24 protein-coding genes are annotated in these 25,223 nt (G+C 68.6%); 10 read left to right on the forward strand and 14 right to left on the reverse strand.

Going from position 1 to position 25,223, the window contains the following annotated elements; translation table 11 throughout:
- Positions 1 to 86: 86 nt before the first annotated feature.
- The 4 genes from ABC319_RS01095 (at position 87) to ABC319_RS01110 (ending at position 4,330) form a co-directional block, all read left to right on the forward strand.
- Positions 87 to 1,349 (forward strand): acyl-CoA dehydrogenase family protein, encoded by a 1,263-nt coding sequence (locus ABC319_RS01095; RefSeq protein ID WP_413068458.1) that lies wholly within the window; start codon positions 87 to 89, stop codon positions 1,347 to 1,349.
- Positions 1,346 to 2,410 carry a phosphotransferase family protein gene (locus ABC319_RS01100; protein ID WP_413068459.1) on the forward strand — a complete coding sequence of 355 codons (1,065 nt, stop codon included), beginning with the start codon at positions 1,346 to 1,348 and terminating at the stop codon, positions 2,408 to 2,410. Before ABC319_RS01095 ends, ABC319_RS01100 begins: the two co-directional genes overlap by 4 nt.
- A complete protein-coding gene (locus ABC319_RS01105; RefSeq protein ID WP_413068460.1) occupies positions 2,407 to 3,198 on the forward strand; it encodes an SDR family NAD(P)-dependent oxidoreductase in 792 nt (263 codons plus the stop codon). The genes ABC319_RS01100 and ABC319_RS01105 overlap by 4 nt, the downstream gene beginning before the upstream one ends.
- Positions 3,199 to 3,307: 109 nt before the next feature.
- The gene (locus ABC319_RS01110) at positions 3,308 to 4,330 is read left to right on the forward strand and encodes a methyl-accepting chemotaxis protein (protein ID WP_413068461.1); all 1,023 of its coding nucleotides are present in this window, start codon (positions 3,308 to 3,310) and stop codon (positions 4,328 to 4,330) included.
- A 9-nt stretch (positions 4,331 to 4,339) separates the two neighbouring features.
- Here ABC319_RS01110 and ABC319_RS01115 read toward each other — a convergent pair whose 3' ends face one another.
- From ABC319_RS01115 to ABC319_RS01135, 5 genes are all read right to left on the reverse strand, one after another.
- Positions 4,340 to 5,230, reverse strand: a complete 891-nt coding sequence (locus ABC319_RS01115; protein WP_413068462.1) for an acyl-CoA thioesterase — start codon at positions 5,228 to 5,230, stop codon at positions 4,340 to 4,342.
- 31 nt (positions 5,231 to 5,261) lie between these two features.
- Positions 5,262 to 6,389: an acyl-CoA dehydrogenase family protein gene (locus ABC319_RS01120; RefSeq protein WP_413068463.1), complete on the reverse strand. Its 1,128-nt coding sequence runs from the start codon at positions 6,387 to 6,389 to the stop codon at positions 5,262 to 5,264.
- 114 nt (positions 6,390 to 6,503) lie between these two features.
- Entirely contained in the window at positions 6,504 to 7,700 is a 1,197-nt protein-coding gene (locus ABC319_RS01125; protein ID WP_413068464.1) for an acyl-CoA dehydrogenase family protein, read from the reverse strand.
- A 49-nt stretch (positions 7,701 to 7,749) separates the two neighbouring features.
- Positions 7,750 to 9,780: a 3-hydroxyacyl-CoA dehydrogenase NAD-binding domain-containing protein gene (locus ABC319_RS01130; RefSeq protein WP_413068465.1), complete on the reverse strand. Its 2,031-nt coding sequence runs from the start codon at positions 9,778 to 9,780 to the stop codon at positions 7,750 to 7,752.
- Between the two features lie 181 nt (positions 9,781 to 9,961).
- Positions 9,962 to 10,510, reverse strand: a complete 549-nt coding sequence (locus tag ABC319_RS01135) for a glycine zipper 2TM domain-containing protein (RefSeq protein ID WP_413068466.1) — start codon at positions 10,508 to 10,510, stop codon at positions 9,962 to 9,964.
- A 215-nt stretch (positions 10,511 to 10,725) separates the two neighbouring features.
- On the opposite strand from ABC319_RS01135, the gene ABC319_RS01140 reads away from it, so the two are divergent.
- Complete coding sequence (locus tag ABC319_RS01140; RefSeq protein WP_413068467.1) at positions 10,726 to 10,953, forward strand: hypothetical protein; 228 nt, start codon at positions 10,726 to 10,728, stop codon at positions 10,951 to 10,953.
- Positions 10,954 to 10,966: 13 nt separating this feature from the next.
- On the opposite strand, the gene ABC319_RS01145 is transcribed toward ABC319_RS01140, so the two are convergent.
- Positions 10,967 to 13,246, reverse strand: coding sequence for an ATP-dependent helicase (locus ABC319_RS01145; RefSeq protein WP_413068468.1), 2,280 nt, complete (start codon positions 13,244 to 13,246; stop codon positions 10,967 to 10,969).
- Positions 13,247 to 13,442: 196 nt separating this feature from the next.
- Between ABC319_RS01145 and ABC319_RS01150 the strand changes: the two genes are divergently transcribed.
- From ABC319_RS01150 to ABC319_RS01160, 3 genes are all read left to right on the forward strand, one after another.
- Positions 13,443 to 13,772, forward strand: coding sequence for a UrcA family protein (locus ABC319_RS01150; protein WP_413068469.1), 330 nt, complete (start codon positions 13,443 to 13,445; stop codon positions 13,770 to 13,772).
- 161 nt (positions 13,773 to 13,933) lie between these two features.
- Positions 13,934 to 14,332, forward strand: a complete 399-nt coding sequence (locus ABC319_RS01155) for a GFA family protein (RefSeq protein WP_413068470.1) — start codon at positions 13,934 to 13,936, stop codon at positions 14,330 to 14,332.
- Between the two features lie 510 nt (positions 14,333 to 14,842).
- Positions 14,843 to 16,126, forward strand: a complete 1,284-nt coding sequence (locus ABC319_RS01160) for an MFS transporter (RefSeq protein WP_413068471.1) — start codon at positions 14,843 to 14,845, stop codon at positions 16,124 to 16,126.
- Here ABC319_RS01160 and rsmD read toward each other — a convergent pair.
- Together rsmD and ABC319_RS01170 are read right to left on the reverse strand one after the other, a co-directional pair.
- Entirely contained in the window at positions 16,101 to 16,640 is a 540-nt protein-coding gene (rsmD, locus tag ABC319_RS01165) for a 16S rRNA (guanine(966)-N(2))-methyltransferase RsmD (protein WP_413068472.1), read from the reverse strand. The two genes, ABC319_RS01160 and rsmD, sit on opposite strands and share 26 nt — an antisense overlap.
- A 3-nt stretch (positions 16,641 to 16,643) precedes the next feature.
- Positions 16,644 to 17,885: a pseudouridine synthase gene (locus ABC319_RS01170; protein ID WP_413068473.1), complete on the reverse strand. Its 1,242-nt coding sequence runs from the start codon at positions 17,883 to 17,885 to the stop codon at positions 16,644 to 16,646.
- A gap of 101 nt (positions 17,886 to 17,986) precedes the next feature.
- Between ABC319_RS01170 and ABC319_RS01175 the strand changes: the two genes are divergently transcribed.
- Both ABC319_RS01175 and ABC319_RS01180 read left to right on the forward strand, forming a co-directional pair.
- Positions 17,987 to 18,418 carry a response regulator gene (locus ABC319_RS01175; protein WP_413068474.1) on the forward strand — a complete coding sequence of 144 codons (432 nt, stop codon included), beginning with the start codon at positions 17,987 to 17,989 and terminating at the stop codon, positions 18,416 to 18,418.
- A 94-nt stretch (positions 18,419 to 18,512) separates the two neighbouring features.
- Positions 18,513 to 19,847, forward strand: a complete 1,335-nt coding sequence (locus ABC319_RS01180; RefSeq protein ID WP_413068475.1) for an AmpG family muropeptide MFS transporter — start codon at positions 18,513 to 18,515, stop codon at positions 19,845 to 19,847.
- On the opposite strand, the gene ABC319_RS01185 is transcribed toward ABC319_RS01180, so the two are convergent.
- The 6 genes from ABC319_RS01185 to ABC319_RS01210 form a co-directional block, all read right to left on the reverse strand.
- A complete protein-coding gene (locus ABC319_RS01185) occupies positions 19,844 to 20,263 on the reverse strand; it encodes a DUF6628 family protein (protein ID WP_413068476.1) in 420 nt (139 codons plus the stop codon). The genes ABC319_RS01180 and ABC319_RS01185 overlap by 4 nt on opposite strands.
- Before the next feature lie 106 nt (positions 20,264 to 20,369).
- A complete protein-coding gene (locus tag ABC319_RS01190) occupies positions 20,370 to 21,677 on the reverse strand; it encodes a bifunctional folylpolyglutamate synthase/dihydrofolate synthase (RefSeq protein WP_413068477.1) in 1,308 nt (435 codons plus the stop codon).
- An 11-nt stretch (positions 21,678 to 21,688) separates the two neighbouring features.
- Positions 21,689 to 22,549 (reverse strand): acetyl-CoA carboxylase, carboxyltransferase subunit beta, encoded by an 861-nt coding sequence (accD, locus tag ABC319_RS01195; RefSeq protein WP_413068478.1) that lies wholly within the window; start codon positions 22,547 to 22,549, stop codon positions 21,689 to 21,691.
- Positions 22,546 to 23,361: a tryptophan synthase subunit alpha gene (gene trpA, locus ABC319_RS01200; protein WP_413068479.1), complete on the reverse strand. Its 816-nt coding sequence runs from the start codon at positions 23,359 to 23,361 to the stop codon at positions 22,546 to 22,548. Before trpA ends, accD begins: the two co-directional genes overlap by 4 nt.
- Positions 23,358 to 24,590 (reverse strand): tryptophan synthase subunit beta, encoded by a 1,233-nt coding sequence (trpB, locus tag ABC319_RS01205; RefSeq protein ID WP_413068480.1) that lies wholly within the window; start codon positions 24,588 to 24,590, stop codon positions 23,358 to 23,360. Before trpB ends, trpA begins: the two co-directional genes overlap by 4 nt.
- Positions 24,587 to 25,222: a phosphoribosylanthranilate isomerase gene (locus tag ABC319_RS01210; RefSeq protein ID WP_413071582.1), complete on the reverse strand. Its 636-nt coding sequence runs from the start codon at positions 25,220 to 25,222 to the stop codon at positions 24,587 to 24,589. Before ABC319_RS01210 ends, trpB begins: the two co-directional genes overlap by 4 nt.
- Position 25,223: the final 1 nt, after the last annotated feature.

The raw sequence follows: 25,223 nt of genomic DNA on the forward strand, positions 1-25,223 counted from the left end.
TGCGTTTCTTTGGTGGTGCGATCCATGGCTTTACCGAAAAACCGGTACGGTCTAAGTCCGGTGCCACGCTAAGGAGAGGCTGCGCGATGGACTTCACGCTCAACGACCGCGAGACCCATTTCCGTGATCGGGTGAGGACGTTCATCGATCGCGAGATTCGTCCCCGCGATCCCGACTATCACCGCCAGTCGCACGAGGGCGAGCGGTGGAAGGTGCTGCCGGTGATCGAGGAGGTGAAGGCGAAGGCGCGTGAGGCCGGCCTGTGGAACCTGTTCATGCCGCCCCGCTCGGGCCGCGCGCATGTCGACGACGCCTTCGCGTTCGAGGGCGAGCAGCTGACCAACCTCGAATATGCCCTCTGCGCCGAGGAGATGGGGCGGATCGGCTGGGCCAGCGAGTGCTTCAACTGCTCCGCACCCGATACCGGCAACATGGAGGTGTTCCATCGATACGGGACGCTGGAGCAGAAGGAGCGTTGGCTGCGTCCCTTGATGAACGGCCAGATCCGTTCCGCCTTCCTGATGACCGAACCCGCGGTCGCCTCGTCGGATGCCACCAACATCCAGACCGCGATGGTCCGCGACGGCAACCATTATGTCGTCAATGGCCGCAAATGGTGGTCCAGCGGCGTCGGCGATCCACGGTGCAAGGTCGCGATCCTGATGGGAAAGACCAGCTTCGAGGGTTCGCGCCATCAGCAGCAATCGATGCTGATCCTCGACATGGACACGCCCGGCGTCCGTATCGAGCGCATGCTGTCCGTCTACGGCTACGACCATGCTCCCCATGGACATGGCGAGGTGGTGCTGGAGGACGTCCGCATCCCCGTCGACGACATGCTGCTGGGCGAGGGGCGGGGGTTCGAGATCGCGCAGGGGCGGCTCGGGCCCGGCCGTATCCATCACTGCATGCGGACGATCGGCGTCGCGGAGGCGGGGATCGAGGCGATGGCGCAGCGGCTGCTGTCCCGCGTCGCCTTCGGCAAGCGGATCGCCGATCACAGCGTCTGGGAACAGCGGATCGCCCGCGCACGCATCGACATCGAGATGACGCGCCTGCTGTGCCTGAAGGCCGCCGACATGATGGACAAGGCCGGCAACAAGGCCGCCCAGCTCGAAATCGCGATGATCAAGGTCCAGGCGCCGACGATGGCGCTCCAGATCCTCGACGATGCGATCCAGGCACATGGCGGCGGCGGCGTCAGCCAGGATTTCGCCCTGGCACACGACTGGGCATCGCTTCGCACGCTCCGCTTCGCGGACGGCCCGGACGAGGTGCACAACCGCGCCATCGCCCGTGCCGAGTTCGGCAAGTATCCGGATTCCCGCGTCGAGTTGCCGGCCCGATGAGCGCAGGAGCGCCGACCGGCGGCGACACCGTCCCGGTCGCCGACAAGGACCGGCTCGATCTCGACGCGCTTGACGGCTGGATGGCCGCCTATGTCGACGACTATGCCGGGCCGCTTTCCTATGTCCGCTTCGCTGGTGGACAGTCGAATCCCACCTATCGGCTGGACACGCCCGCACGGTCGTATGTCCTTCGGCGCAAGCCGTTCGGGCCGATCCTTCCTTCCGCCCACGCGGTGGAGCGGGAGTACCGCGTCGTGGCCGGGCTTCATCCGACCGGCTTTCCCGTGCCGCGCCCTTTCGGCCTGTGCGAGGATGCCGGGGTGATCGGCGCCCCCTTCTACGTCATGGAGATGGTCGCGGGGCGGACGATCTGGGACGGGGCGATGCCGGGCATGACGCCCGCCGGCCGGCGCGCCCATTACGATGCGATGATCGACACCCTGGCGGCGCTGCACAACACCGACCATGTCGCCGCCGGGCTGGAGGATTACGGCCGTCCCGGCAACTACTTCGAACGCCAGGTCGCCCGCTGGACCAAGCAGTACCGCGCGTCGGAGACGGAGCGGATGGAGCCGGTGGAGCGCCTGATCGACTGGCTGCCCCGCACCCTGCCGCTGCAGACCCGCACCTCGATCGTCCACGGCGACTACCGCGTCGACAACCTGATCTACGCGCCCGATGCGCCGCGGGTCGCGGCGGTGCTCGACTGGGAATTGTCGACGCTGGGCGATCCCATCGCCGATTTCTCGTACCTGCTGATGAACTGGGTGACCGAGCCGGAGGGGCGCTCGGGCGTGAAGGGACTGGCAGGGCCGGAAACCGGCATTCCGACCATCGAGGAGGTGGTGGAGCGCTATTGCGCGGCCACCGGGCGTGACGGCGTGCCGCAGCTCGACTGGTATTTCGCCTACAACCTCTTCCGCCTGACCGGCATCGTCCAGGGCATCAAGAAGCGGATCATCGACGGCAACGCCGCCAGCGCGAAGGCGGCGGAGACCGCATCGCGGGTCGGTGCGCTTGCCGACGCGGCATGGCATTTCGCCGAAAGGGCAGGGGCATGAACCGGTTCGAGGGCAAGTCCGTGATCGTCACCGGCGCCGGCTCGGGCATCGGCCGCGCCGCGGCGATCGCGTTCGCGGCAGAGGGCGCCCGCGTCGTCGTCGCCGACCTGACCGACGGCGCGCAGGCGACCGCCGACGCGATCGGCCCGGCCGCTGTCGCGATCCGGATGGATGCGGGATCGGAGGAGGATGTGGTCCGCACCGTCGATCTGGCCGTGGCGGCGCATGGCGGGCTGGACGTGATGTTCGCGAATGCCGGCATCTCGGGCGGCATGGCCAACCTCTTCGATACCGACGTGGCGCTGATCACCGAGGTGTTGCGGGTCAACCTGATCGGGCCGTTCCTGGCGGTGAAGCATGCCGCGCCCCGCATCGGTGCGCGCGGCGGCGGCGCGATCGTGCTGACCGCCAGCGTCGCCGGGCTGCGATCGGGCGCCGGATCGCCCGCCTATTCCGCGTCGAAGGCCGGCGTCATCAACCTGGCACAGGTGTCGGCGCAGCAGCTGACCGGCTCCGGCGTCCGGGTGAACGCGCTGTTGCCCGGCCTGACCGAAACGGGGATGACCGCGCCGGTCTTCGATCACGCGCGCGCGGCCGGCAAGATCGACCGGGTCGGCAGGCTGAATCCGCTCGGTCGTGGCGCCCAACCGGAAGAGCTGGCGCGCGTCGCCCTGTTCCTCGCCTCCGACGACGCCGGCTATGTCAATGGACAGGCGCTGGCGGTCGATGGCGGACTGTCTTCCAGCCACCCCGTCGTGCGCCAGGAATACGGACGAACGGCGGCGTAATTAGGATATTCCGGCGGAGTTGCCAGGCATTTGTTAGCGTTGTCACTGTTGGTAATGTATTTTCATCCATTGCGGTGACATTCGTGAAGCCATGGAAAACCCACCGTTAATGATGGACTGGTCCAGAGAGGGCGCGCTCTGGCACGCGATGGATCGATCGCAATTGATGGTGGAATTCGATCTGGGCGGGAACGTGGCCTGGGCCAACGACCGGTTCCTGCAGGTGATGGGCTATGATCTCGCCAACCTGGTGGGGCAGCATCACCGCATCTTCTGCGACCCCGCCTACGCGGCGTCGCTCCAGTATCAGCGCTTTTGGGAGAGACTGTCGGCCGGCAAGTTCGATACCGGCGAGTATCGCCGTCGCTGCCGTCAGGGTCAGGTGGTGTGGTTGCAGGCCAGCTACAACCCGATCCTGACCGCGGAGGGGCGCCCCACCCGCATCCTGAAGGTGGCATCGGACGTCACCGCCCGCCACGTCGCCGAGGAGGAATCGGCCGCGCGGCGCATCGCCATCGATCGGTCGCAGGCGGTGGTCGAGTTCGACCTGGAACGTCGCGTCGTCGCGGCGAACGACAGCTTCCTGCACCTCTTCGGCTATCGGCGAGAGGCACTGATCGGCCAGCCGCACGCGATCTTCTGCAGTCGCGAGGAGGCGGCATCGCGGGGCTACGCGCTGTTCTGGCGGCGTCTGTGCGCCGGCGAATACGCCGCCGGCCGCTTCCAGCGTCTGGCCGCGGACGGCACCACGCGGTGGTTGCAGGCGACCTACACACCCATCCTCGACGCCTCTGGCAGCCCGTTCAAGGTCGTGAAGTTCGCCACCGACATCACCCAGCAGGTCAGGATGGAAAGTGAACTGGGCGAGCGGTTGCAGGAGAGCCAGCGACTGCGCGACGACGCGGAACAGCGCCGCCGGCGTACCGACGAGGTTTTGGGCCAGCTGTCCGACATCGTCGACACGATCTCCGCCATCGCCGCGCAGACCAATCTCCTCGCCCTGAACGCCACGATCGAGGCGGCACGCGCCGGCGATGCCGGCCGCGGCTTCTCGGTGGTGGCGAGCGAGGTCAAGAAGCTGGCGGAAAGCACGCGCAAGGCCACCCGCTCGGCGCGCGAGATGCTGATCTAAAGCAGCGGCTCAGCCGCGGCGGCGAATCAGTCCTTCCTGCGCCACGTTCGCCACCAGCCGCCCGTCGCGGGTGAACACCCGTCCCCGGTTAAAATCGCGGCCATGGCCCGCCCACGGGCTGTCCATCGCGTACAGCAGCCACTCGTCCGCCCGAAACGGCTCGTGCAGCCACAGCGAATGATCCAGACTGGCGACCTGCATCGCCGGGTTCATCCAGCCGACGCCGTGCGGGATCATGCCCGTGCCCAGCAATCCCAGATCGGATGCATAGGCCAGCATGGCGCGGTGTAGCGCCGGCTCGTCGACGATCGGCGCCGACAGGCGGAACCAGACATGGTTCACCGGCTCGCCCGCCACCGGGTCGATCCAGTCGCGCGGCGCGACCGGGCGCAGTTCCAGCGGGCGCGGGCGCAGCAGCACGCGGTGGTGCCGTTCGGGCACCCGGTCCGCCATCGCGCGGCGCAGCTCGGCCTCGCTGGCAAGGTCCTCGGGCGGCGGCACGTCGGGCATGCCGTCCTGATGGGCGAAGCCATCCTCGGGCTCCTGGAACGAGCAGGCCATGTTCAGGATCGGCTTGCCACGCTGCATCGCGATCACCCGACGCGTCGCGAAGCTGCGGCCCTCGAAATCGCGGACCACGCGGTAGACGATCGGATAATTCTCGTCGCCGGGACGCATGAAATAGGCGTGCAGAGAGTGCGCGACCTTGGTCCCCTCGGTCGATCGCTGTGCCGCCTGCAATCCTTGCGCGATCACCTGCCCGCCGAATACCCGGCCCTCGCCGCCGGGCTGGCGGCCGCCGCGGAACAGGTCGGTATCGATCTCCTCGACATCGAGCAGCGCGACCAGATCGGCGACCAGCCGCTCGGGCGTCGCGTCGTGCGGTGTGTTCAGGTCCATCGCCGCGACCTAGGCGGTGGCACGGCGTCGCTCAATACCCGGCCGCGACCGCCAGCCGGTCCGCATGATAGTTGGCGTCGCCCCACAGTTCGGCCAGCGTCCGGGCGCGCTTCATGTAGAAGCCCAGATCATACTCGTCGGTCATGCCGATGCCGCCATGCATCTGCACGCCCTCGTTGACGCTCAGCGTCGTCGCCATCGCCGCCATCGCCTTGGCGACCGACACCGCCTCGTCCGCGGCGTCGCTGCCGGCATCCAGCAGTTGCTGCGCCTTCAGCACGGCGGCCCGCGCCACCTCCATCTCGCCGTACAGATGCGCCGCGCGGTGTTGCAGGGCCTGGAAGCTGCCGATCGGCACCCCGAACTGCTTGCGCTCCTTCAGATATCCCATCGTCATCGCCATCGCGCCGCCGCCGACGCCCAGCAGTTCCGCCGCCACCCCGGATCGTCCTGCGCGCAACAGGCGGTCGAGCGGGTCGCGCCCGGCATCCACCTCACCGATCACCGCATCCGCATCCACCTCGACACCCTCGAACGTCAGGTGCGCCGCCAGCCCGGCATCGGCCAGCCGCTCCGCCCGAACGTCGATCCCCGCCGTCTCGCGCGGCACGGCGAACAGCGTCACCCCGTCCGCGTCGTCGGCACCGCCGGCCGTGCGCGCCGCGACGATCAGCAGGTCGGCGACATGCCCGTGCTTGACGAAGCGCTTGGTGCCCGACAGGCGAAAGCCGTTGCCGGCGCGCGTCGCCGTCATCGCGATGGCATCGCGATGCTTGGCGCCCTCGTCCACCGCGATCGCCGCCACCGTCTCGCCGGCGACGATCCCCGGAAACCAGCGTGCCGCCTGCGCGCTGCCCTGCAATGCCGCGACGCTTGCGACCGCGGTGGTGAGGAAGGGGGAGGGGGACAGGTTGCGGCCGATCTCCTCCAGCACCAGCCCCGCCTCGACATGGCCCATGCCGAGGCCACCATGCTCCTCGCCGATCATGATCCCGGTAAAGCCCATCTCGGCGAACCGCTTCCACAGGTCGCGGCTGAAACCAACGGGATCGTCGGCGTCGCGCAACGCGCGCAGGTGCGACACCGGCGCGGCATCGGCGACGAACTCGCGGATCGTGTCCTGCAGCATGGTCTGGTCGTCGGTCAGGTAGAGAGGCATGGATGGGGCCTTTGATCCGGTGCCGTCACCCCTGCGCAGGCAGGGGTCGTTCGCGGCGGGAATAGCGCGTCGGGGCGGAGAGGCCCCTGCGTATACAGGGGCGCGGGCGGCGGATCAGGAGGGCAGTTCCAGGATCCGCTTGGCGACGATGTTCAGCTGGATCTCGCTCGTCCCGCCCTCGATCGAGTTCGCCTTGGTTCTCAACCACGCGCGCGGCGCCGCGCCGCCACGGCTGGCATCGCTTTCCCACTCCAGCGCGTCTGATCCGCCCGCTGCCATCTGCAATTCGTGGCGTTCCTTGTTCAGCTCGGTCCCGTAGTATTTCATCATCGATGGTTGCGCGGGATGCGCGCGGCCGGCCTTCAGCTCGTCGATGAAGCGTTCCGACATCGCCGCGAAGGCACGCGCGCGGATCTGGAACCGCGCCATGTCGGCGCGCAGCAACGGATCGGCCAGCCGCCCGTCCGCGCCCGTGCCGATCGCCGCCACCGCTCCCGACACCAGCGTGTCGCGTCCGCCCTCGCCCAGTCCCATGCCGGAGATCATCTCCCGCTCATGGCCGAGCAGATATTTGGCGACGTCCCAGCCCTTGTTCTCGTCATGCACCCGGTTGCGCTTGGGCACCTTCACCCGGTCGAAGAACGTCTCGCAGAACGGGGAATAGCCGGAGATCAGCAGGATCGGTTTGGTCGATACGCCCTCGGAGTCCATGTCGAACAGCACGAAGCTGATCCCGCCCTGCTTCGATTCCCTGCTGGTCCGCACCAGGCAGAAGATCCAGTCGGCCTGGTCGGCATAGCTGGTCCAGACCTTCTGGCCGGTGACGACATAATGATCGCCCAACTCCTCATCGAAGCCATCCTCGGCCGCGGTGGCGAGGCCGGCCAGGTCGGATCCGGCATTGGGCTCGGAATAACCCTGGCACCAGCGGATCTCGCCCCGCGCGATGCGGGGCAGATGCTCCAGCTTCTGGTCTTCCGTCCCGTATTTCAGCAGGGCAGGGCCCAGCATCGAGATGCCGAAGCTGTTCAGCGGCGATCGCGCACCGATCGCCTTCATCTCCTCGCGCAGGACCTTCGTCTCGGCCGGGCTCAGCCCGCCGCCGCCATAGGCGACCGGCCAGTCGGGCACCGTCCAGCCGCGGCCGGCCATCGCATCCAGCCACTGCTTCTGCTCGGGGCAGGAGGGGACGTAGCGGCGTCCGCCCCAGCAAACATCCTTCTCCGACCGGATCGGCCGGCGCATCTCGGCGGGGCAATTCTCCTCCAGCCAGGCGCGGGTATCGGTACGGAACGTGTCGATATCGGTCATGACATCCTCTCTGGCTCCCCTCCCCTGAAGGGGAGGGGCTTGATACAGCCTACTTCAACCGCCCGCCGCCGCTCGCCGCATCCTTCAGCGTCCGCGCCACGGTGAACCCATGCGCCTCCAGCCCGTCGACGACCTTCTGCAGTCCCTCGCTCTGGGCCCAGAACATCGGGCCGCCGCGATAGACCGGCCAGCCATAGCCATAGATCCAGACGACATCGATGTCCGACGCGCGCTGCGCCTTGCCCTCTTCCAGGATCAGCGCGCCCTCGTTCACCATCGTGTAAAGCGTGCGGGCGACGATCTCCTCGTCGCTGATCTGGCGCGGCGTCACACCCTCGCGCTTCCGGAACTCGTCGATGATCTCGGCGACGCGGGCGCTGTTCGACGGGGTGCGCTTGTCGTCGTAATCGTAGAAGCCGGCCTTGGTCTTCTGGCCCCAGCGGTTCTCGGCGGCCAGCGCGTCGCGGATGTTCTCGATCCGGGTCGGGTCGCGGTGCCAGCCGATGTCGACGCCGGCCAGATCGGCCATCTGGAACGGCCCCATCGGCATGCCGAACGCGACATGCACGCGGTCGATCTGCTCGGGCGTGGCGCCTTCCAGCAGCAGCTTGGTCGCCTCCACCTGGCGCGGCATCAGCATGCGATTGCCGATGAAGCCGTACGTCACGCCCGCGACCACCGCGACCTTCCGGATCTTCTTGGCCAGCGCCATCACGGTCGCCAGCACGTCGCCCGCGGTCTTCTCGCCGCGCACCACCTCCAGCAGCTTCATGACGTTGGCGGGCGAGAAGAAGTGCATGCCGACCACGTCCTGCGGCCGGCTCGTCACCGCGGCGATCTCGTCGATGTCGAGATAGCTGGTGTTCGACGCCAGGATCGCGCCCTGCTTGGCGATCTTGTCCAGCCGGGTGAAGATGTCCTTCTTCACCTCCATATTCTCGTACACCGCCTCGATGATCAGGTCGCATTCGGCCAGATCGTCGAAGTTCAGGGTCGGCGTCAGCGCGCCCATCGCCGCCTCGACCTGCGCCGGGCTCATCCGGCCCTTCGCGGCCGTCGCCTCGTAGTTCTTGCGCATCGTGCCGGTGCCGCGCTCCAGCGCCTCCTGCTGCATCTCGACGATCGTGACCGGGATGCCCGCGGACAGGAAATTCATCGATATGCCGCCGCCCATCGTGCCGGCACCGATCACGCCCACCCGCCTGATCCCGCGCAGCGGCGTCTCGGCGGGAACGTCGTCGATCTTCGATGCCTGGCGCTCGGCGAAGAAGATGTGGCGCTGCGCGGCGGACTGCACGCCCATCATCAGCCGCATGAATTCCTGCCGCTCGAACGCGATGCCCTCGGCGAAGCTGGCGCCGGACGCCGCCTTCTCGACGCAGGCGATGTTGGCGGCCGGTGCGTCGAAGCCGCGGAAGCGCCGGGCGTTCTCGCGCTTGAACGCCTCGATGGCGCCGGCATCGTCCTGCACCGGCTTCTCGCTGGCGCGCGGCGTCGGCCGCACTGCCTTGATCTCGCGGGCGAAGGCGATCGCGTCGGCCTCCAGCGTATCCTCGCCGGCCAGCCGGTCGACCAGCCCGGCCTCGTGCGCGCGCTTCGCCGCAATCGGATCGCCCTTGGCGGTCATCTCCAGCGCCAGCTTGATCCCGGCGGCGCGCGGCAGCCGCTGCGTCCCGCCCGCACCGGGCAGCAGGCCCAGCTTCACCTCGGGCGTGCCCAGCTTCGCAGAGGGGACGGCGATGCGATAGTGGCAGCCCAGCGCCACCTCGCACCCGCCGCCGAGCGCAGTGCCGTGGATCGCGGCGACCACCGGCTTCGACGACGCCTCGATCATGTCGACGACCTGCGGCAGCAGCGGATCGACCGGCGGCTTGGTGAACTCGGTGATGTCGGCGCCCGCGAAGAAGGTGCGCCCGTCGCAGCGGACGACCATCGCCTCGATCGAGGCATCGGCGACCCCCTCCTTGATCGCCGCTTCCAGACCCTGGCGGACCGCGGCGGACAGCGCGTTCACCGGCTGGTTGTCGGACACGATCACCAGGATCTCGCCGTGGCGTTCGGTGCGGATGGGGGACGTCATCGGCTGCTCTCTCCTCAGGCGGGCCATACCCGTGCTTCTAAGATGGAGCGTTCTATCGCCTTGACGGAAGCGTAAGGCAAGCGGAGATCGACGGCGCGAGCGCCAGACCCGATCTTCGACAGCGTAATCGAAAGCTGCCCGTCGCCCCTGTTCGGATCCGGGGCGACGGACCAGGATGGCCTCAGCGGCAGCGGACCTGCTGCTGGTTCTGGTCGACCGCGCGGCCCGCCAGCGCGCCCGCCGCGGCGCCCAGCAGCGTGCCGACGGTGCGGCTGCGCCCGCCGTCGATCACGTTGCCCAGCACGCCGCCCGCCGCGCCGCCGACGATCAGCCCGGTCGTCCCGTCGCCGCGCTTGCAGTAATAGCGGCCGTCGTAACCGGCGTAGACGCGGTCGTCGGTCGACAGGGTGCGCTCGCGATACTGCGTGCCGGCGCGATAGTCGCGGGCGGGGTCATAGGTCGGCGCGTCGTCGTACCGCTCGTCCTGGTAGCGGCCGTCGTCGGGGTAGCGATCCGGCGCCTGCCGGTACCCACCCTGATCGCCGCCACGCGACGCACGGTAACGGTCCACCTCCTGGCGGTACAGATCGTATTCGCGATCGAACCGGTCCTGCGCGGCGCGGAAGCGGGCATCGGCGCCCGCGCTCTGCGCGGCGGCTGGCGCACCGGCCAGCATCACCATGGCGCACGCGCTGCCGATCAGGGTGACGGAGCGAAGACGGCTGAACATGACGGGTCCTCCTGCCCGCGAATCGGGCGCTGCCGGATCGATACGCGCGGCCACCCGGACGGTTGCTGAACGACCGATCGGAACAGTTGCGAAACCATGCGGAAATCGGTTGCAACCATGCTAGTGCACTGGCGTCACCCGGCCGAGACCCCAGGCATCCGGGCGACGACGGCGTCATCCAGTCGCCATCGCCTGTTCGTGCAAGGAGCGCCCGCATGGACGCCGACGACCTGCCCGCCCGCACGCTGTCCACGGTCGAGCGCGCCTATCAGCTGGCGCGCGAGGGGCCGTGCACCAGCCTCGACGACATTCGCCGCCAGCTGGAACGCGAGCGCTACGCCTCGGTCAACGCGCATCTCGCCGGCCCCACGCTTCGCCGCCAGCTGCGCCAGCTGTGCCGCGACCGGGTGACGAAGGGCGTCGCGGCACCGGCCGCGGACTGAGCCGCGCGCCCGCTCACCCCAGCGAGACGAAGCTGTCCATCACCCGCTTGCGTCCCGCCGTCTCGAAATCGATTTCCAGCTTGTTGCCCTCGATCTCGGCGATCCGGCCGTAACCGAATTTCTGGTGGAACACGCGCATGCCCGTCGACAGGTCGTCGCGGCCCTTGTTCCCCAGGCTGACCGCACTCGATCGTGCCTCGACGATCCGCTTCGGCGCGGTGGTGAAGCTGGAGGCGCCCAGCTGCCCCGCCGCCCGCTGCCAGCCTGGCCCGCGCCCGGTGCCGCGCGCGACATCGGCGAACGGATCGGCCCGCTCAGACCAGTTCGCCCGCCACAGGCTCTCGCCGCCCGACATCGTCGTCTCGGTCTCGATATGCTCGGGCGGCAGCTCGCCGACGAAGCGGCTCGGCATCGACGACGTCCACTGGCCATAGATGCGGCGGTTGGCGGCATGCATGATCGTCGCCCGCCGCCGCGCCCGGGTGATCGCGACATAGGCCAGCCGGCGCTCCTCCTCCAGGCTCTTGGTCCCGCCCTCGTCCATCGCCCGCTGCGACGGGAACAGGCCTTCCTCCCATCCGGCGAGGAACACGGTGTCGAACTCCAGCCCTTTGGCCGCATGGATCGTCATGATCGTCACCTGCGGATCCTGCCGCCCGGCCTCGTTGTCCATCACCAGCGACACATGCTCCAGGAACGCGCCGAGCGAATCGTACTCCTCCATCGCCCGCACCAGCTCGGACAGGTTCTCCAGCCGTCCTGCCGATTCCGCGCTCTTCTCGGCCTGCAGCATCGCGGTATAGCCGCTCTCGTCCAGCAGCTGGCGGGCCAGTTCGGGATGCGGCAGGTCGCCCGCCTTGTCCCGCCACCGCGCGATGTCGCCGACCAGATTGCCCAGTGCGCGACGCGCCTGCGGCGTCAGTTCGTCGGTGTCGAGGATGCGCGCCGCCGCGGTGGTCAGCGGCTGCCCCGTCGCCCGCGCCAGCTGGTGGATGCGCGCCACCGCCTTGTCGCCCAGTCCGCGCTTCGGCACGTTGACGATCCGCTCGAACGCCAGGTCGTCGGCCGGCTGGTTGACGACGCGCAGATAGGCCAGCGCATCGCGGATTTCCGCACGCTCGTAGAAGCGGAACCCGCCGACGATCCGGTACGGCAGGCCGATCGCGATGAAGCGGTCCTCGAACTCGCGGGTCTGGTGCTGCGCGCGCACCAGGATCGCGACATCGTCCAGCGAGGTGCCGCTCCGTCGTGCCGCCTCGATCTCGTCGCCTACCCGGCGCGCCTCCTCCGGCCCGTCCCACACGCCGATCACGCGCACCTTCTCGCCCGCGTCCAGCTCGGTCCACAGCATCTTGCCCAGCCGCCCGCTATTGTGCGCGATCACGCCGCCGGCCGCGCCCAGGATGTGCGGGGTGGAGCGATAGTTCTGCTCCAGCCGGATCACCTTGGCGCCGGGGAAATCCTTCTCGAAGCGCAGGATGTTCTCCACCTGCGCGCCCCGCCACGAATAGATCGACTGGTCATCGTCGCCCACGCAGGCGATGTTGCGCCGCTCCTGCGCCAGCAGCCGCAGCCACAGATACTGGACGCTGTTGGTGTCCTGATACTCGTCGACCATGATGTACCGGAACCGCTGCTGGTAATGCTCCAGCACGTCTCGATGCGTCTTCAGGATGACCAGCATGTGGAGCAGCAGGTCGCCGAAGTCGCAGGCGTTCACCGCCTTCAGCCGGTCCTGATACTGCTGGTACAGCTCGCCGCCGCGGCCGTTGGCGTATCGCTCGCTCTCGCCGGCATCGACGTCGCGGGGGGAAAAGCCCTTGTTCTTCCACTCGTCGATCAGCCCGGCGAGCGACCGTGCCGGAAACCGCTTCTCGTCAATGTCCGCGGCCAGGATCAGCTGCTTCAGCAATCGCAGCTGGTCGTCGGTGTCCAAGATGGTGAAGTTCGACTGGAGCCCGACCAGCTCGGCATGCCGCCGCAGCATCTTGGCGCCGATCGCGTGGAACGTGCCCAGCCACGGCATCCCCTCGACCGCGTCTCCCACCAGCCGGCCCACCCGCTCGCGCATCTCTCGCGCGGCACGGTTGGTGAAGGTCACCGACAGGATCTCGCTCGGCCATGCCTTGCGCGTGTAGAGCAGATGCGCCAGCCGCGCGGTCAACGCCGCGGTCTTCCCCGTGCCCGCGCCCGCCAGCATCAGCACGGGGCCGTCGGTGGTCAGCACCGCCTCGCGCTGCGGCGGGTTCAGGCCCTTCAGATAAGGCGGGTCGGCAAGCTGGCTGTCGGTCACCACGAACAGGTAGGGAACGCGGCCCGCGGCGGCAACCGCGGAAATGGCGCGGGGGCGATCGACGGCACGTCACCGAACCGTCGCGCGATCGTCTCACTGGCGCAACGACTCGGGTCTAGCGGCGCCGTGGCCGGGGGGTGAGCAGCGACAGCAGAGCGCGGCCGCCCCGGCTCGCAGATATCGAGGGAGCATCGTCATGACCATCAATCGTTCGACCATCGCCGCGGCGGTGGCCGCCGCCGCTTGCCTGTTCGCCAGTCCTGCCGTCGCCGACATCGCGGTCGGGCGGGAGGCGGTACGCGTCCGCATCGCCCATGCCGACCTGGACCTGTCCGCCGCCGCCGGCCGCGCCACGCTGCAGACCCGCATCGAGCGGGCGGTGCGGAATGCCTGCCGCTCGTCGTTCCGCGGCGTGGACGGCGTGATCGACCAGTCGCGCTGCCGCGCCGAAATGCTGCGCGATGCCGACGTTCAGGTTGCTGCGATCAGGCAGCGTGCGCCGACGGAGCTTGCCGCCCGCCGTTGAGCGGTCGGGAGGGGGGAAGGGCGGCGGTATCCCAGGCACCGTCGTCCCTTCTTCCCGCCGCCGGCTGTCATCGACCCGCGCCCTTGCCTCACCGTCGTTCACCCGCCACGATCGCCGCGGGACGCGGTTGGACCGGACGACCGGAGGAGGAAGGGAGTACCATGACACACACCGGTGCGTGCCGCTGCGGCGCCATCACCTGGCGCGCGAAGGGCGATCCGATCCATTCCAGCCTGTGCCACTGTGCAGACTGCGTCCATTCGGCCGGTGCACCGGTGATCGGCTGGGCGCTGTTCGCCCGTGATGACGTGACGATCGCCGGCACCCCGCGCGATTACGAAAGCTCGCCCGGCACGATCCGCCAGTTCTGCCCGACCTGCGGCACCGGCCTGTTCTACCTGAACGAGGCGATCTTTCCCGGCCAGATCGACATCCAGTCCGCCACAGCCGACGCGCCGGATGCGCTGGCGCCGCAAGCCCGGATCCAGGTGGCCGACGCTCCCGCCTGGTTCGCCGGTTTCGCCCATCTGCCCGTGTTCGAGCGCTTTCCACCGGAATGATCCGCCGATCGCTGTCCTGAAGTTGGGCCCCGATCCACACCACGGCGAGGATGCCGGCCAAGCGCCGGATCCGGCCTCATCGGCATCGACCGGCCGCGCGAATGGTGATGCATCATGCGCGGCATGCGCGCCTTCCTCTCCATCGCGACGGCGGGCACCGCATGATGTCCTACGTCGGGCATAAACGCTATGACGGCGCATGGCCGATCGCATGCGCTCCCCCAATCCCGCACGGGACAAGTTACGTCAGCATGACTGTCGAAACACTCGCAGCCCGGACCTGCCATCCACAACTCTCAGCCAGTCGAAGGAACTGCGGCTAACCGACCAAGAAATATGTAAAAAGGGCAATGTTGCGGGTCGCCTCAAGAGTCGCCGCATCCCGCAACTTCCTCAACATTCGCAGCCGCGATCCGTTCGTGACAAGCGGCGGTTTGAGGAGGCCCGGCGGGGCGATCCGGTTGACCGTCCAGGATCCGCACGCCACGACGACTGAGGGGGAGAGTCCGAATGTCCGCACCATCGCACCGCCGCGTGCTGCTCGCCAGCTTCGTCGGCACGACCATCGAATTCTACGACTTCTACGTCTACGCCACCGCTGCCGCGCTGGTGTTCGGGGAGCTGTTCTTTCCGATGGGCGAACCCGGAACGCAGCAGCTGGCCGCCTTTGCGACGCTCGCCGTCGCCTTCTTCGCGCGGCCGGTCGGCAGCCTCGTCTTCGGTCATTTCGGCGACCGGATCGGGCGCAAGTCCACGCTGGTCGCCTCGCTCCTGACGATGGGTGTCTCGACGACGCTGGTCGCGTTGTTGCCGACCTACGCCACCGCCGGCTGGATCGCGCCGGCCGCGCTGTGCGTGCTGCGCTTCGGGCAGGGCTTCGGCCTGGGCGGCGAGTGGGGCGGCGCGGCGCTGCTTGCGGTCGAGCATGCGCCTCCGGGCTGGCGCGCCCGCTATGGCAGCGCGCCCCAGCTGGGCGCGCCCGCGGGTTTCATCGCCGCCAACGGGCTGTTCCTCCTGCTCGGCCTCTGGCTCTCGCCCGCCGAGTTCCGCGACTGGGGCTGGCGCGTGCCCTTCGCGATCAGTGCGGTGCTGGTCGGGCTCGGCCTGTGGATCCGCCTGAAGCTGACCGAAACGCCCGAATTTTCGGCGGCCCTGGCAGAGGCGCCGCCACCGTCGGTTCCGATCGCGGAGCTGCTCGGCCGGCACCTCGGGGCGACCCTGGCCGGCACGGTCGGGGCGATCGCGTGCTTCGCCGCCTATTATGTCGGCACCGCGTTCCTGCTCGGCTATGGCACCAAGACGCTCGGCTTCACCATGCAGCAATTCCTGTTGATGCAGCTGGGCGCGATCCTGTTCATGGCCGTCGGCATCTATGCGGCGGCGTGGCTGGCCGACAATCGCTGGGACGAGCGGCGGGTGCTCGCCGGCGGCTGCGTGGCGACGATCCTGGTCGGTTTCACCATCCAGCCGCTGATGAACGGCTCGGCGATCGGTGCCTTCTCGTTCCTGTCGCTGACGCTGTTCGCGATGGGTTTCGTCTACGGTCCGCTCGGCGCCTGGCTACCGTCGCTGTTCCCCGCCCGCGTCCGCTACACCGGCGCGTCGATCGCCTTCAACGTCGCCGGCGTCATCGGCGGCGGCCTCACCCCGCTGATCGCGCAAGGGCTGGCGATGGAGCGCGGGCTTGCCGCGGTCGGCTGGTATCTCAGCGCGGCGGCGGGGTTGAGCCTGGTCGCGCTGCTGGCGCTCCGCCCGCGCAAGGGAGCGGTCAGTCCGATCGACGCAACACTGTGATCCGCGCCTTGCCATGGACCCGCGTGGCGTCGACGGCATATCCTTCCGGCGCGATCTCTTCCTGCTTGGCGGTCTCGATCGTCACCCAGGTCGCCGGGCCAATCCATCCCAGCCGCGTCAGCTTGTCCAGCGCGACGCTGCCGGCGCCCGTGCCATAGGGGGGATCCATCATGATCAGGTCCAGCGGCGCCGCCGCCGGGCCCAGCGCCATGACCGATGTCGCGCGAACGTCGCTGCGTGCGCCCAGCTTGGCCAGGTTGCCCTTCAGCGCGTCGAGCGCCGCCCGGTCCTGCTCGACGAACAGGCACGACGCCGCACCGCGCGACAGCGCCTCGATCCCCAGCGCGCCCGATCCGGCGAACAGGTCGGCCACCGCCAGTTCCTCGAAACTGCCCAGCCGGCTCGCCAGCATCGAAAACAGCGCCTCCCGCGTCCGGTCCGCGGTCGGCCGCGTCGCCTCACCCTTGGGCGCCACCAGCGGCCGCCCACGCCATTGCCCCGCGATCACCCGCATCGCTCAACGCCCCCCGCGCTGCCCGCCCCGCGGCGGCGACTTGCTTCCCGGCTTTCCGCCACGCGGCGGATGCCCGCGACCACCCGAGGGGCCCTTGCCCGGCGCGGAGGGTCGGGGCGGATGGCCGCGCCCGCCCACGGCGCCCTTGGCCGTGCCCTGTGGCCCGTCCTCCCGCTCGCGCCGCGGGTCGGTGTCGGTGCGCCCGGTGCGCGGCGAACGGCCGGCACCGCTCGCCGCTTCGGGACGTGGCCCGCGGCCGGCCCGCGACGATCCGGCCACCGGCTGCGGCTGTTGCTGCGCGACTGGCCGGGCGGCATTGGGTCGGGTCCGCGTTCCCCAGCCGGCCGGCTTCGCCGACGCTGCGACCTTCGGCGCGACCGGGGCAGGGCGCGGCTTGGCCGGCTTCGGTTCGGCAACGGGCTTCGGCGCCGCCTCCTTTGGCCTCGCGGTAACCTCGACGGTCGCGCCCAGGTCGGCGCCCTTGGCACGGCGCGGCCCCAGCGTCTGGCGGAATGCGACCAGGTCGTTCTGCCGCACCTCGCCGATCTCGCCGGGGGGCAGGTCGCCGAGCACGAACGGGCCGTACCGGGTACGGATCAGGCGGCTGACCTGCAGGCCCAGATACTCCAGCACACGGCGCACCTCGCGGTTCTTGCCCTCGGTCAGGGTCAGCTCGATCCACACGTTGGCCCCGGTCCGCCGCTCCAGATTGGCGTCGATCGATCCGTACCGCATGCCCTCGATCTCGACGCCTTCGATCAACTCCTCCAGCATGGCCTGGGTGATCTCGCCATATGCCCGTGCGCGGTACGTCCGCTCGACGCCGGTCGCCGGCAACTCCAGCTCCCGCTTCAACCCGCCGTCCGACGTCATCAGCAGCAGTCCCTCGGTGGCCAGATCCAGGCGCCCGACCGGCATCAAGCGCGGCAGGTCCTTCGGCAGCCGGTCGTAGATGGTGGGCCGGCCGGCGGGATCCCACTCGGTCACCAGCGTCCCCGGCGTCTTGTGATAGACGAACAGCTGGGCCGGGGCGGGGGCGTCGACCGGTTTGCCGTCGACCGTCACGCCGGTCAGCGAGCGCAGGATGGTAGCCGGGGTGTCCAGTACCACGCCGTCGATGGCTACGCGGCCCTCGGCGATCATCCGCTCGATCTCCCGGCGAGAGGCGATGCCGGCACGCGCGAGCAGCTTGGCGATGCGGTCGCCGGCCGGCCGGCTCGGGTTCGAAGGGGCGGAATCGGTCATGGGCGGCGAATACAGGTGTTTCTACGTCGGAGCGAAAAACTTTTGCGACTCGTCGCAGGGGAATGCGTTAGAGGCCGAGCGCGTAACGAACGGAAACCACCATGTTGTTCGGGAGGAAGAAGCGACAGATCGTCCGGCTCCTCGTCGTCGAGGATGAGCCGCTGGTCGCGTTCGATACCGAGCATGTCCTGTCGGAAGCCGATTACGAGATCGTCGCGACGGTCGACCGGGTGGTCGACGCCATCGCGGTGCTGGAGGGCGTGGCCGCGATCGATCTGGTGCTGGTCGACGTCAACCTCGCCGACGGCTCCGGGCTCGACGTGGCTCGCGCCGCCCGTGCCCGCGATGTGCCGGTCCTGTTCGTCACCGGCGCCTTTCCTCCAGAGGCCGCCGTGCTGGCGGCCGGCTGTCTTTCGAAGCCATATGCCCAGCGCGACCTGCTAGCGGCGATCGGCGCGATCGAGGCGGGAATGGCGGGCAAGCCGCCGAAGCGCTTGCCGCCCGGATTTCAGCTGTTCCAGCCCGCCGCCTGATCGGCGGAAAGTCACCCGCGTCCTGACAGGTTCTTGAACCTGCCATGCGCGCGCCGCCGCTTCCCTCGGCGATATAGCGCGCTATGGTCGCGCCATGCCAGATACTCTTGCCGGTCGCCGCCCCGGTTTTCTCGCGACGCTTGCCCCCTATCTGCGTCCGCGCCCGCTTGCGGCGCTGGCACTGGGCATCGCCAGCGGCTTCCCCCTGACGTTGCTGCTCGGCACGATGACCTTCTGGCTGGCACGCGAGGGCATCGACAAGAAGACGATCGGTTTCGCCGTCGGGCTGACGACGCCCTACACGCTGAAGTTCCTCTGGGCGCCGTTCATCGATCGCATCCGGCTGCCGGTTCTGACGGGCTGGTTCGGCCAGCGCCGGGCGTGGTTGTTCTTCGTCCAGGCACTGTTGTTCGTGTCGGTGTGGATGCTCGGCGCCAGCGACCCGGCGCGGAGTTTGGGCTTGTTCGCCTTCTGGGCAATCGTCACCGCCTTCCTGTCGGCGACGCAGGACATCGTCATCGACGCCTATCGCATCGAGATCCTGCCGGAGGCGGAACTGCCGCACGGCACGGCGAACAACCAGTTCGGCTACCGACTGGGCAACTTCGCCGCCGGAGTCGGCACCATCGCCGTCGCGTCGCCGCAGGGCCTCGATCTCGGATGGGCGCTCGGCTACGGCCTCACCAGCCTATGCATCATCCCCGCGGTGATCGCGGCGCTGCTCGCCGGTCCGGGACTGCACGAGCGCATGGTATCGACCATCGGTGATCGCGGCATGGGGACTTGGTTGCAGGAGACCGTGGTCGGGCCGTTCCGCGAATTCTTCGGCCGCCGCGGCGCGATGCTGATCCTGTTGTTCGTCCTGATCTACAAGCTGGGCGACGCGATGGGGCAGGTGATGCTCAATCCCATGATCGTCGATCTCGGCTTCACCGACGCGGAGTTCCTCGCGATCAACAAGGTCGTCGGCTTCTGGGGCCTGATCGTCGGCACGGCGCTGGCCGCGCCGTTCATGGCATGGTTGGGGATGGGACGCGCACTGTTCGTGTCGGGCGTGCTGATGATGGTCAGCAATTTCGCCTTCGTCGTGCTGGCCTGGCACGGCCATTCCAACCTGTGGCTGACAATCGCCGTCGCGACCGAACAGGTGACGAGCGGCATCGGATTGACGGTCTTCGTCACCTATCTGTCGGGTCTTTCCAACCTCGCCTATACCGCCACCCAGTTCGCGCTGCTCTCGTCGTTTGCGGCAATGGGGCGAACCTGGCTGTCGACGCCTTCCGGCTACGCCGCAGAGGCACTGGGTTGGCCCGGCTTCTGGATGCTCACGATGGTCGTTGCCCTGCCGGGCCTGGTGCTGCTGTGGATATTGTGGCGGCGCGGGTTCGTCGTCTCGGGTGTCCGTCAACCCGGCACGATCGACGCCTAACAGCAGACGGGACGGCCCTCGTCCGCAAAGGCCGCGGCCAGCGCGGCGGCGGACATCAGCGTCGATTCGACGCGGCGTATGCCGAGCAGGTCGGCCATCAGCAATCGCGCCGTCTCCGGCGCCGTCTCGATCCGGGCAAGCACCGCCAGCAGCGCCGCTTCGGCAGGGGTCATGCGCGCGCAACAGCATGGCGCAATCGCGATCGTCCCCGCCGCCTGCACGGCAAGGTCGGTCATCATCGCCCGCATCAGCACCAGCGGCCGGCGAAAACTCTGGCCGAAAGCGGTGAACATGGCATGCGCAGCGCGCGCGTCCGCCAGGCCATGTGCGCCCATCCTCCTGATCGCGAACAGCGCGATGCGCGCATTGGGACAGGCCGGCAGGGCATGAGGAAGAAGGGTGATCGTCGGGGTCATCACGCGCCTTTCTTTGGGCATGCCCCACCGTCGCGCGTCAGTTATTGCAAGTCAATATCATTAGTGGCGAAGCGAGGCTGTCGCCGGACGGAGCCCATTGCCACCGCTATACCGGCGTCTCGCCATTGGCGGCCAGCACCTCGCCGGCCAGGTAGAGCGAGCCCGCAACCAGGCACACCGATGGCTGATCGACGGTCGCCAGAGCCGCCCCGACCGAATCCGCCGTCGTGGCCGCGAGATCCTCTGCCCGCGCCAGATCGGCGAGTACCGCCGGCGCGTGGTGGTCATGACCCCCGACCGGTACGGCGATCACCCGGTCGACTGACGACGCGAGGAAGCGCAGGACTCCGCGGGCGTCCTTGTTGGCGAGCATGCCGGTCACGAGCACCACGGAACGGCCTCGCCGCATGCTTCGCAGGGCCCGCGCGACCGGCGTGGCGGCCGATGGATTGTGCGCGCCGTCGAGCCACAGTTCGGATCCGTCAGGCAATATGTTCGCCAATGGTCCGGGCGACAGGCGCTGCATCCGGGCCGGCCATTTCGCCCAATCGGCGGCCGCACGCAGGGCGGCCTCCGGAATGCGCAGAGCGCCCTGATGGCGGAGCATCGCGATCGCCAGTGCCAAGTTGCGCGACTGATGCGCCCCGACCAGCTTGGGCCGGCGGGTCACGACGGAGAAGCCGGCGTCTTCGTACCGGACTGTCGACCGTCTGGTCTCGCTGGTCCAGTCGCGACCACGCGACAGCACGGGCGCACCCGCCGCGGCGGCGACGGCGGCGATCCGTTCCCGTAGCGGACGGGGATAGTCCATCGTAACGAGCGATACGCCGCGCTTGGCGATCCCCGCCTTCTCGCCGGCGATGGTAACCGCCGATCGACCGAGAAAGGCCTGATGGTCGATGCCGAGCGCGGCGATGCCCGTGACCACGGGATCGGCGATGATGTTGGTCGCATCCAGACGGCCGCCAAGGCCCACTTCGACGATCGTCGCGGCGGCGGGCGTCCGGGCGAACGCCAGAAAGGCCGCGGCGGTCGTCACCTCGAAGAAGCTGGGCGCGATGCCGTCCGCCACGTCCAGCACCTCGGCGAGCAGCGCCGCCAGCATGTCGTCGTCGATCAGCCGTCCTGCCACCCTGATCCGCTCGTTGAAGCGGACGAGGTGCGGGCTGGAATAGACATGTACCGACAGCCCTGCGGCTTCCATCGCCGCGCGCAGGAAAGCGCAGGTCGATCCCTTGCCGTTGGTGCCCGCGACGTGGAAGACGGGCGGCAGGGCAAGATGCGGATCGCCCAGCCGCGCCAGCAATGCCCCGATCCGCTCCAAACCCAGCACGTCGGCACCGGGTGACAGCGCGGAGAGCCGGTCGAGTTGCGCCTGGACTGCGGGTGACGAAGAGGTTGCGTGGTCCGCCACGGCAATCGGGCTCAGGCCGCCGCCATCGCCCGCTGCGCGCAGAGATAGCCGATCACCTGCCCGATACGCTCGCGCAGGTCGCGGCGATGGACCACCATGTCGAGCATGCCATGCTCCAGCAGATACTCGGCACGCTGGAACCCTTCGGGCAGCTTCTCGCGAATCGTGCTTTCGATGACGCGCTGGCCGGCGAACCCGATCAGGGCATTGGGCTCCGCGATCTGCACGTCGCCGAGCATCGCGTAGCTGGCGGTGACGCCGCCCGTTGTAGGATCGGTGAGTACCACGATGTACGGCAACCCGGCATCATGCAACATCTGGATGGCGACCGTGCTCCGCGGCATCTGCATCAGGCTGAGGATACCTTCCTGCATGCGGGCGCCGCCCGCCGCGGTGAAGATGATGTACGGACAGCGATCCGCGATCGCCGCTTCCACGCCGCGGATGAACGTCTCACCGACGGCAAGTCCCATCGATCCGCCCATGAAGGCGAAATCCTGAACGCCCATCACCACCCGGTTACCCAGGATCGTCCCGCGCGCGTTCAACAACGCGTCCGGTTCGGCCGTGGCGGTACGGGCGGCCTTGATGCGGTCGATGTACTTCTTGGAATCCCGGAACTTCAGCGGATCCTCGGGCACCTTGGGTGCGGGGAGTAGCTGGCAACTGCCCTCGTCCAGCATCTGCTCGAAACGGATGGCGGGACCGATGCGCTCGTGATGCTCGCACTTGGGGCAGACATACAGGTTCTCTTCCAGCTCGCGCGTGAAGATCATCTGTCCGCAGCCCTTGCACTTGTGCCAGAGATTGTCGGCGGTCTCCTTCTTGGTACGGAAGGCGAGGGCGTTGCGGACACTGTTCAGCCAGGTCATGCCCGGTTCTCCTGACGATCGGCCGCACGCGCGGTAGCGACTGCGTCGGCCAGGCTGCGGACGAAAGCGGCGATCGGCGCGGGCGCACCCCGATGCGTCGCGACCAGTTCGACGATGGCAGAGCCGACCACGACGCCGTCCGCGACCCGCGCGACCGAAGCGGCCTGATCGGGGGTGCGGATGCCGAAACCCACGGCGACGGGCAGGCGGGTGGCTCCCTTCAGCCGCGCGACTGCGTCCTCGATCGATCCCTGAGCCGCCTGCTGCAGGCCGGTGATCCCGGCCACCGACACATAGTAGAGGAAGCCCGACGCTCCCTCCAGAACGCGGGGCAGGCGCGCCGCGTCCGTCGTGGGCGTTGCCAGCCGGACAGGGTCGATCCCGACGGCACGCAGGGCCGGGCCGAGTGCGTCGTCCTCCTCCGGTGGGATGTCGACGCAAATGACGCCGTCGACGCCGGCAGCGGCGGCATGCTCCGCGAACCATTCCGGTCCGCGACGCACCATGGGATTGGCATATCCCATCAGGACCAGCGGAACGTCCGGATGACGGTCGCGGAACGCGGCGGCGATCGACAGGACGTCAGTGGTGCGCGTGCCCGCCGCAAGGCTGCGAATGTTGGCGTTCTGGATCGCCGGCCCGTCCGCCATGGGATCGGTGAAGGGCATGCCGAGTTCGATCACGTCCGCCCCGCCGGCCACGATCGCGTCCAGGATCGCGGCGGTGTGCTCTGGGGTAGGATCACCGGCGGTGACGAACGCGATCAGCGCCGCTCGATCCCGGGCGAACGCGGCGGCCAGCCGAGCGCTCATATCGCCACGCCCAATGCGGCCGCGACGGTGAAGATGTCCTTGTCGCCGCGTCCGCACAGATTGGCGAGGATGATCTGGTCGTCACGCATGGTCCGCGCGCGGCGAGCCACCGCGGCAATGGCATGCGCCGGCTCCAGCGCGGGGATGATGCCCTCTGTCCGGCAAAGCAGCTGGAACGCGTCGAGTGCCTCCACGTCGGTGGCGCTGTCATACTCTACCCGGCCGATATCGCGGAGCCACGCGTGCTCCGGGCCGATGCCGGGGTAATCCAGTCCGGCGGAGATCGAATGGCCCTCCGCGATCTGCCCGTCGTCGTCCTGCAGCAGATACGTCTTGTTGCCATGCAGCACACCGGGGAAGCCGCCCGCCAGCGACGCCGCATGCTCGTTCCCCTCGAGCCCGTGACCCGCCGCCTCGACGCCCAGCATGGCTACGTCGGCATCGTCCAGGAAGGGATGGAACAGGCCGATCGCGTTCGATCCTCCACCGATCGCGGCGACGAGCATGTCGGGCAGCCGACCGGTGCGCGCCAGCATCTGCTCGCGCGCCTCGCGGCCGATCACGCTCTGGAAGTCGCGAACCAGTTCCGGGTAGGGATGGGGCCCGGCCGCAGTACCGATGATGTAGAAGGTGTCGTGGACATTGGCGACCCAGTCGCGCAGCCCCTCGTTCATCGCGTCGGAGAGAGTGGCGGCACCACTGGTCACCGGGCGCACCTCCGCACCCAGCAGCTTCATCCGGAACACGTTCGGCTGCTGCCGCTCGACATCCTTGGCGCCCATGTAGATTACGCAGGGCAGGCCGAAGCGGGCGCAGACCGCCGCAGTCGCGACGCCGTGCTGCCCGGCGCCGGTCTCGGCGATGATGCGCGTCTTGCCCATCCGGATCGCCAGCAGGATCTGGCCGATGCAGTTGTTGATCTTGTGGGCGCCAGTGTGATTCAACTCGTCGCGCTTGAACCACACCTGCGCACCTATCCCGGGCTCCGCACCGGTGCGCAGCGCCTGCGACAATCGCTCGGCATGGTAGAGCGGGCTGGGTCGGCCGACATAATGCTCCAGCAGATCGTCGAACTCGGCCTGGAACGCCGGATCGGCCTTCGCCGCGCGGTATTCCCGATCCAGATCGAGGACGAGCGGCATCAGCGTCTCGGCGACGAAGCGGCCGCCAAAGGCGCCGAAATGCCCGCGCTCGTCTGGCTGATTACGGAAGGAGTTGGGAGCGTTCATGCCGCGGTGGCTTTAAGGAAGGCGGCGATCTTGTCCACATCCTTGACGCCGGGCGAGCGCTCGACCCCGGACGACACGTCGACGAGCGGTGCGCCTGTGCGGCGCCGGGCCTCTCCGACATTGCTCGCATCGAGCCCTCCGGACAAAGCCCAGGGGGCCGGATGGCGGAAGCCGTCGAGCAACGACCAGTCGAATCGCAGTCCCATGCCGCCGGGCAGCACCGCGCCCGGCGGCGTCTTCGCATCGTAGAGGAGGCGATCGGCGGCACCGGCGAACCGGTGCGCCGCGTCCAGATCCGCGCGCGTCTTCACCGGCACCGCCACCCACGTCTCCGACCCGGTTCTGGCCCGCAATGCAGCGACACGGTCGGGCGCGGTGCCGTGCAACTGGATGACATCGAGTCCTCCGGCGCGAACGGCTGCGGCGATCAGGTCGTCATCCGGGTCGACGAAAACACCGACGCGACGAACCTGCGGCGGCACGCGAGCGGCGAGCTGCTCCGCCAGGTTCAGGCTCACGTTACGTGGCGATGGCGGGAAGAAGACGAACCCGACATGGCTCGCCCCCCCAGCGATCGCCGCGTCGAGCGTGGCGGCGGTGGACAGGCCGCAGATCTTCGTTGGTGTGGGCATG

The sequence above is a fragment of the Sphingomonas phoenicis genome (genome assembly GCF_047238005.1).
Taxonomy (GTDB): domain Bacteria; phylum Pseudomonadota; class Alphaproteobacteria; order Sphingomonadales; family Sphingomonadaceae; genus Sphingomonas.

Coding starts and splice junctions, on each gene's coding strand:
- ABC319_RS01095 (WP_413068458.1), top strand. CDS start 87: ATGGACTTCACGCTCAACGACCGCGAGACCCATTTCCGTGATCGGGTG.
- ABC319_RS01100 (WP_413068459.1), top strand. CDS start 1,346: ATGAGCGCAGGAGCGCCGACCGGCGGCGACACCGTCCCGGTCGCCGAC.
- ABC319_RS01105 (WP_413068460.1), top strand. CDS start 2,407: ATGAACCGGTTCGAGGGCAAGTCCGTGATCGTCACCGGCGCCGGCTCG.
- ABC319_RS01110 (WP_413068461.1), top strand. CDS start 3,308: ATGATGGACTGGTCCAGAGAGGGCGCGCTCTGGCACGCGATGGATCGA.
- ABC319_RS01115 (WP_413068462.1), bottom strand. CDS start 5,230: ATGGACCTGAACACACCGCACGACGCGACGCCCGAGCGGCTGGTCGCC.
- ABC319_RS01120 (WP_413068463.1), bottom strand. CDS start 6,389: ATGCCTCTCTACCTGACCGACGACCAGACCATGCTGCAGGACACGATC.
- ABC319_RS01125 (WP_413068464.1), bottom strand. CDS start 7,700: ATGACCGATATCGACACGTTCCGTACCGATACCCGCGCCTGGCTGGAG.
- ABC319_RS01130 (WP_413068465.1), bottom strand. CDS start 9,780: ATGACGTCCCCCATCCGCACCGAACGCCACGGCGAGATCCTGGTGATC.
- ABC319_RS01135 (WP_413068466.1), bottom strand. CDS start 10,510: ATGTTCAGCCGTCTTCGCTCCGTCACCCTGATCGGCAGCGCGTGCGCC.
- ABC319_RS01140 (WP_413068467.1), top strand. CDS start 10,726: ATGGACGCCGACGACCTGCCCGCCCGCACGCTGTCCACGGTCGAGCGC.
- ABC319_RS01150 (WP_413068469.1), top strand. CDS start 13,443: ATGACCATCAATCGTTCGACCATCGCCGCGGCGGTGGCCGCCGCCGCT.
- ABC319_RS01155 (WP_413068470.1), top strand. CDS start 13,934: ATGACACACACCGGTGCGTGCCGCTGCGGCGCCATCACCTGGCGCGCG.
- ABC319_RS01160 (WP_413068471.1), top strand. CDS start 14,843: ATGTCCGCACCATCGCACCGCCGCGTGCTGCTCGCCAGCTTCGTCGGC.
- rsmD (WP_413068472.1), bottom strand. CDS start 16,640: ATGCGGGTGATCGCGGGGCAATGGCGTGGGCGGCCGCTGGTGGCGCCC.
- ABC319_RS01170 (WP_413068473.1), bottom strand. CDS start 17,885: ATGACCGATTCCGCCCCTTCGAACCCGAGCCGGCCGGCCGGCGACCGC.
- ABC319_RS01175 (WP_413068474.1), top strand. CDS start 17,987: ATGTTGTTCGGGAGGAAGAAGCGACAGATCGTCCGGCTCCTCGTCGTC.
- ABC319_RS01180 (WP_413068475.1), top strand. CDS start 18,513: ATGCCAGATACTCTTGCCGGTCGCCGCCCCGGTTTTCTCGCGACGCTT.
- ABC319_RS01185 (WP_413068476.1), bottom strand. CDS start 20,263: ATGACCCCGACGATCACCCTTCTTCCTCATGCCCTGCCGGCCTGTCCC.
- accD (WP_413068478.1), bottom strand. CDS start 22,549: ATGACCTGGCTGAACAGTGTCCGCAACGCCCTCGCCTTCCGTACCAAG.
- trpA (WP_413068479.1), bottom strand. CDS start 23,361: ATGAGCGCTCGGCTGGCCGCCGCGTTCGCCCGGGATCGAGCGGCGCTG.
- trpB (WP_413068480.1), bottom strand. CDS start 24,590: ATGAACGCTCCCAACTCCTTCCGTAATCAGCCAGACGAGCGCGGGCAT.
- ABC319_RS01210 (WP_413071582.1), bottom strand. CDS start 25,222: ATGCCCACACCAACGAAGATCTGCGGCCTGTCCACCGCCGCCACGCTC.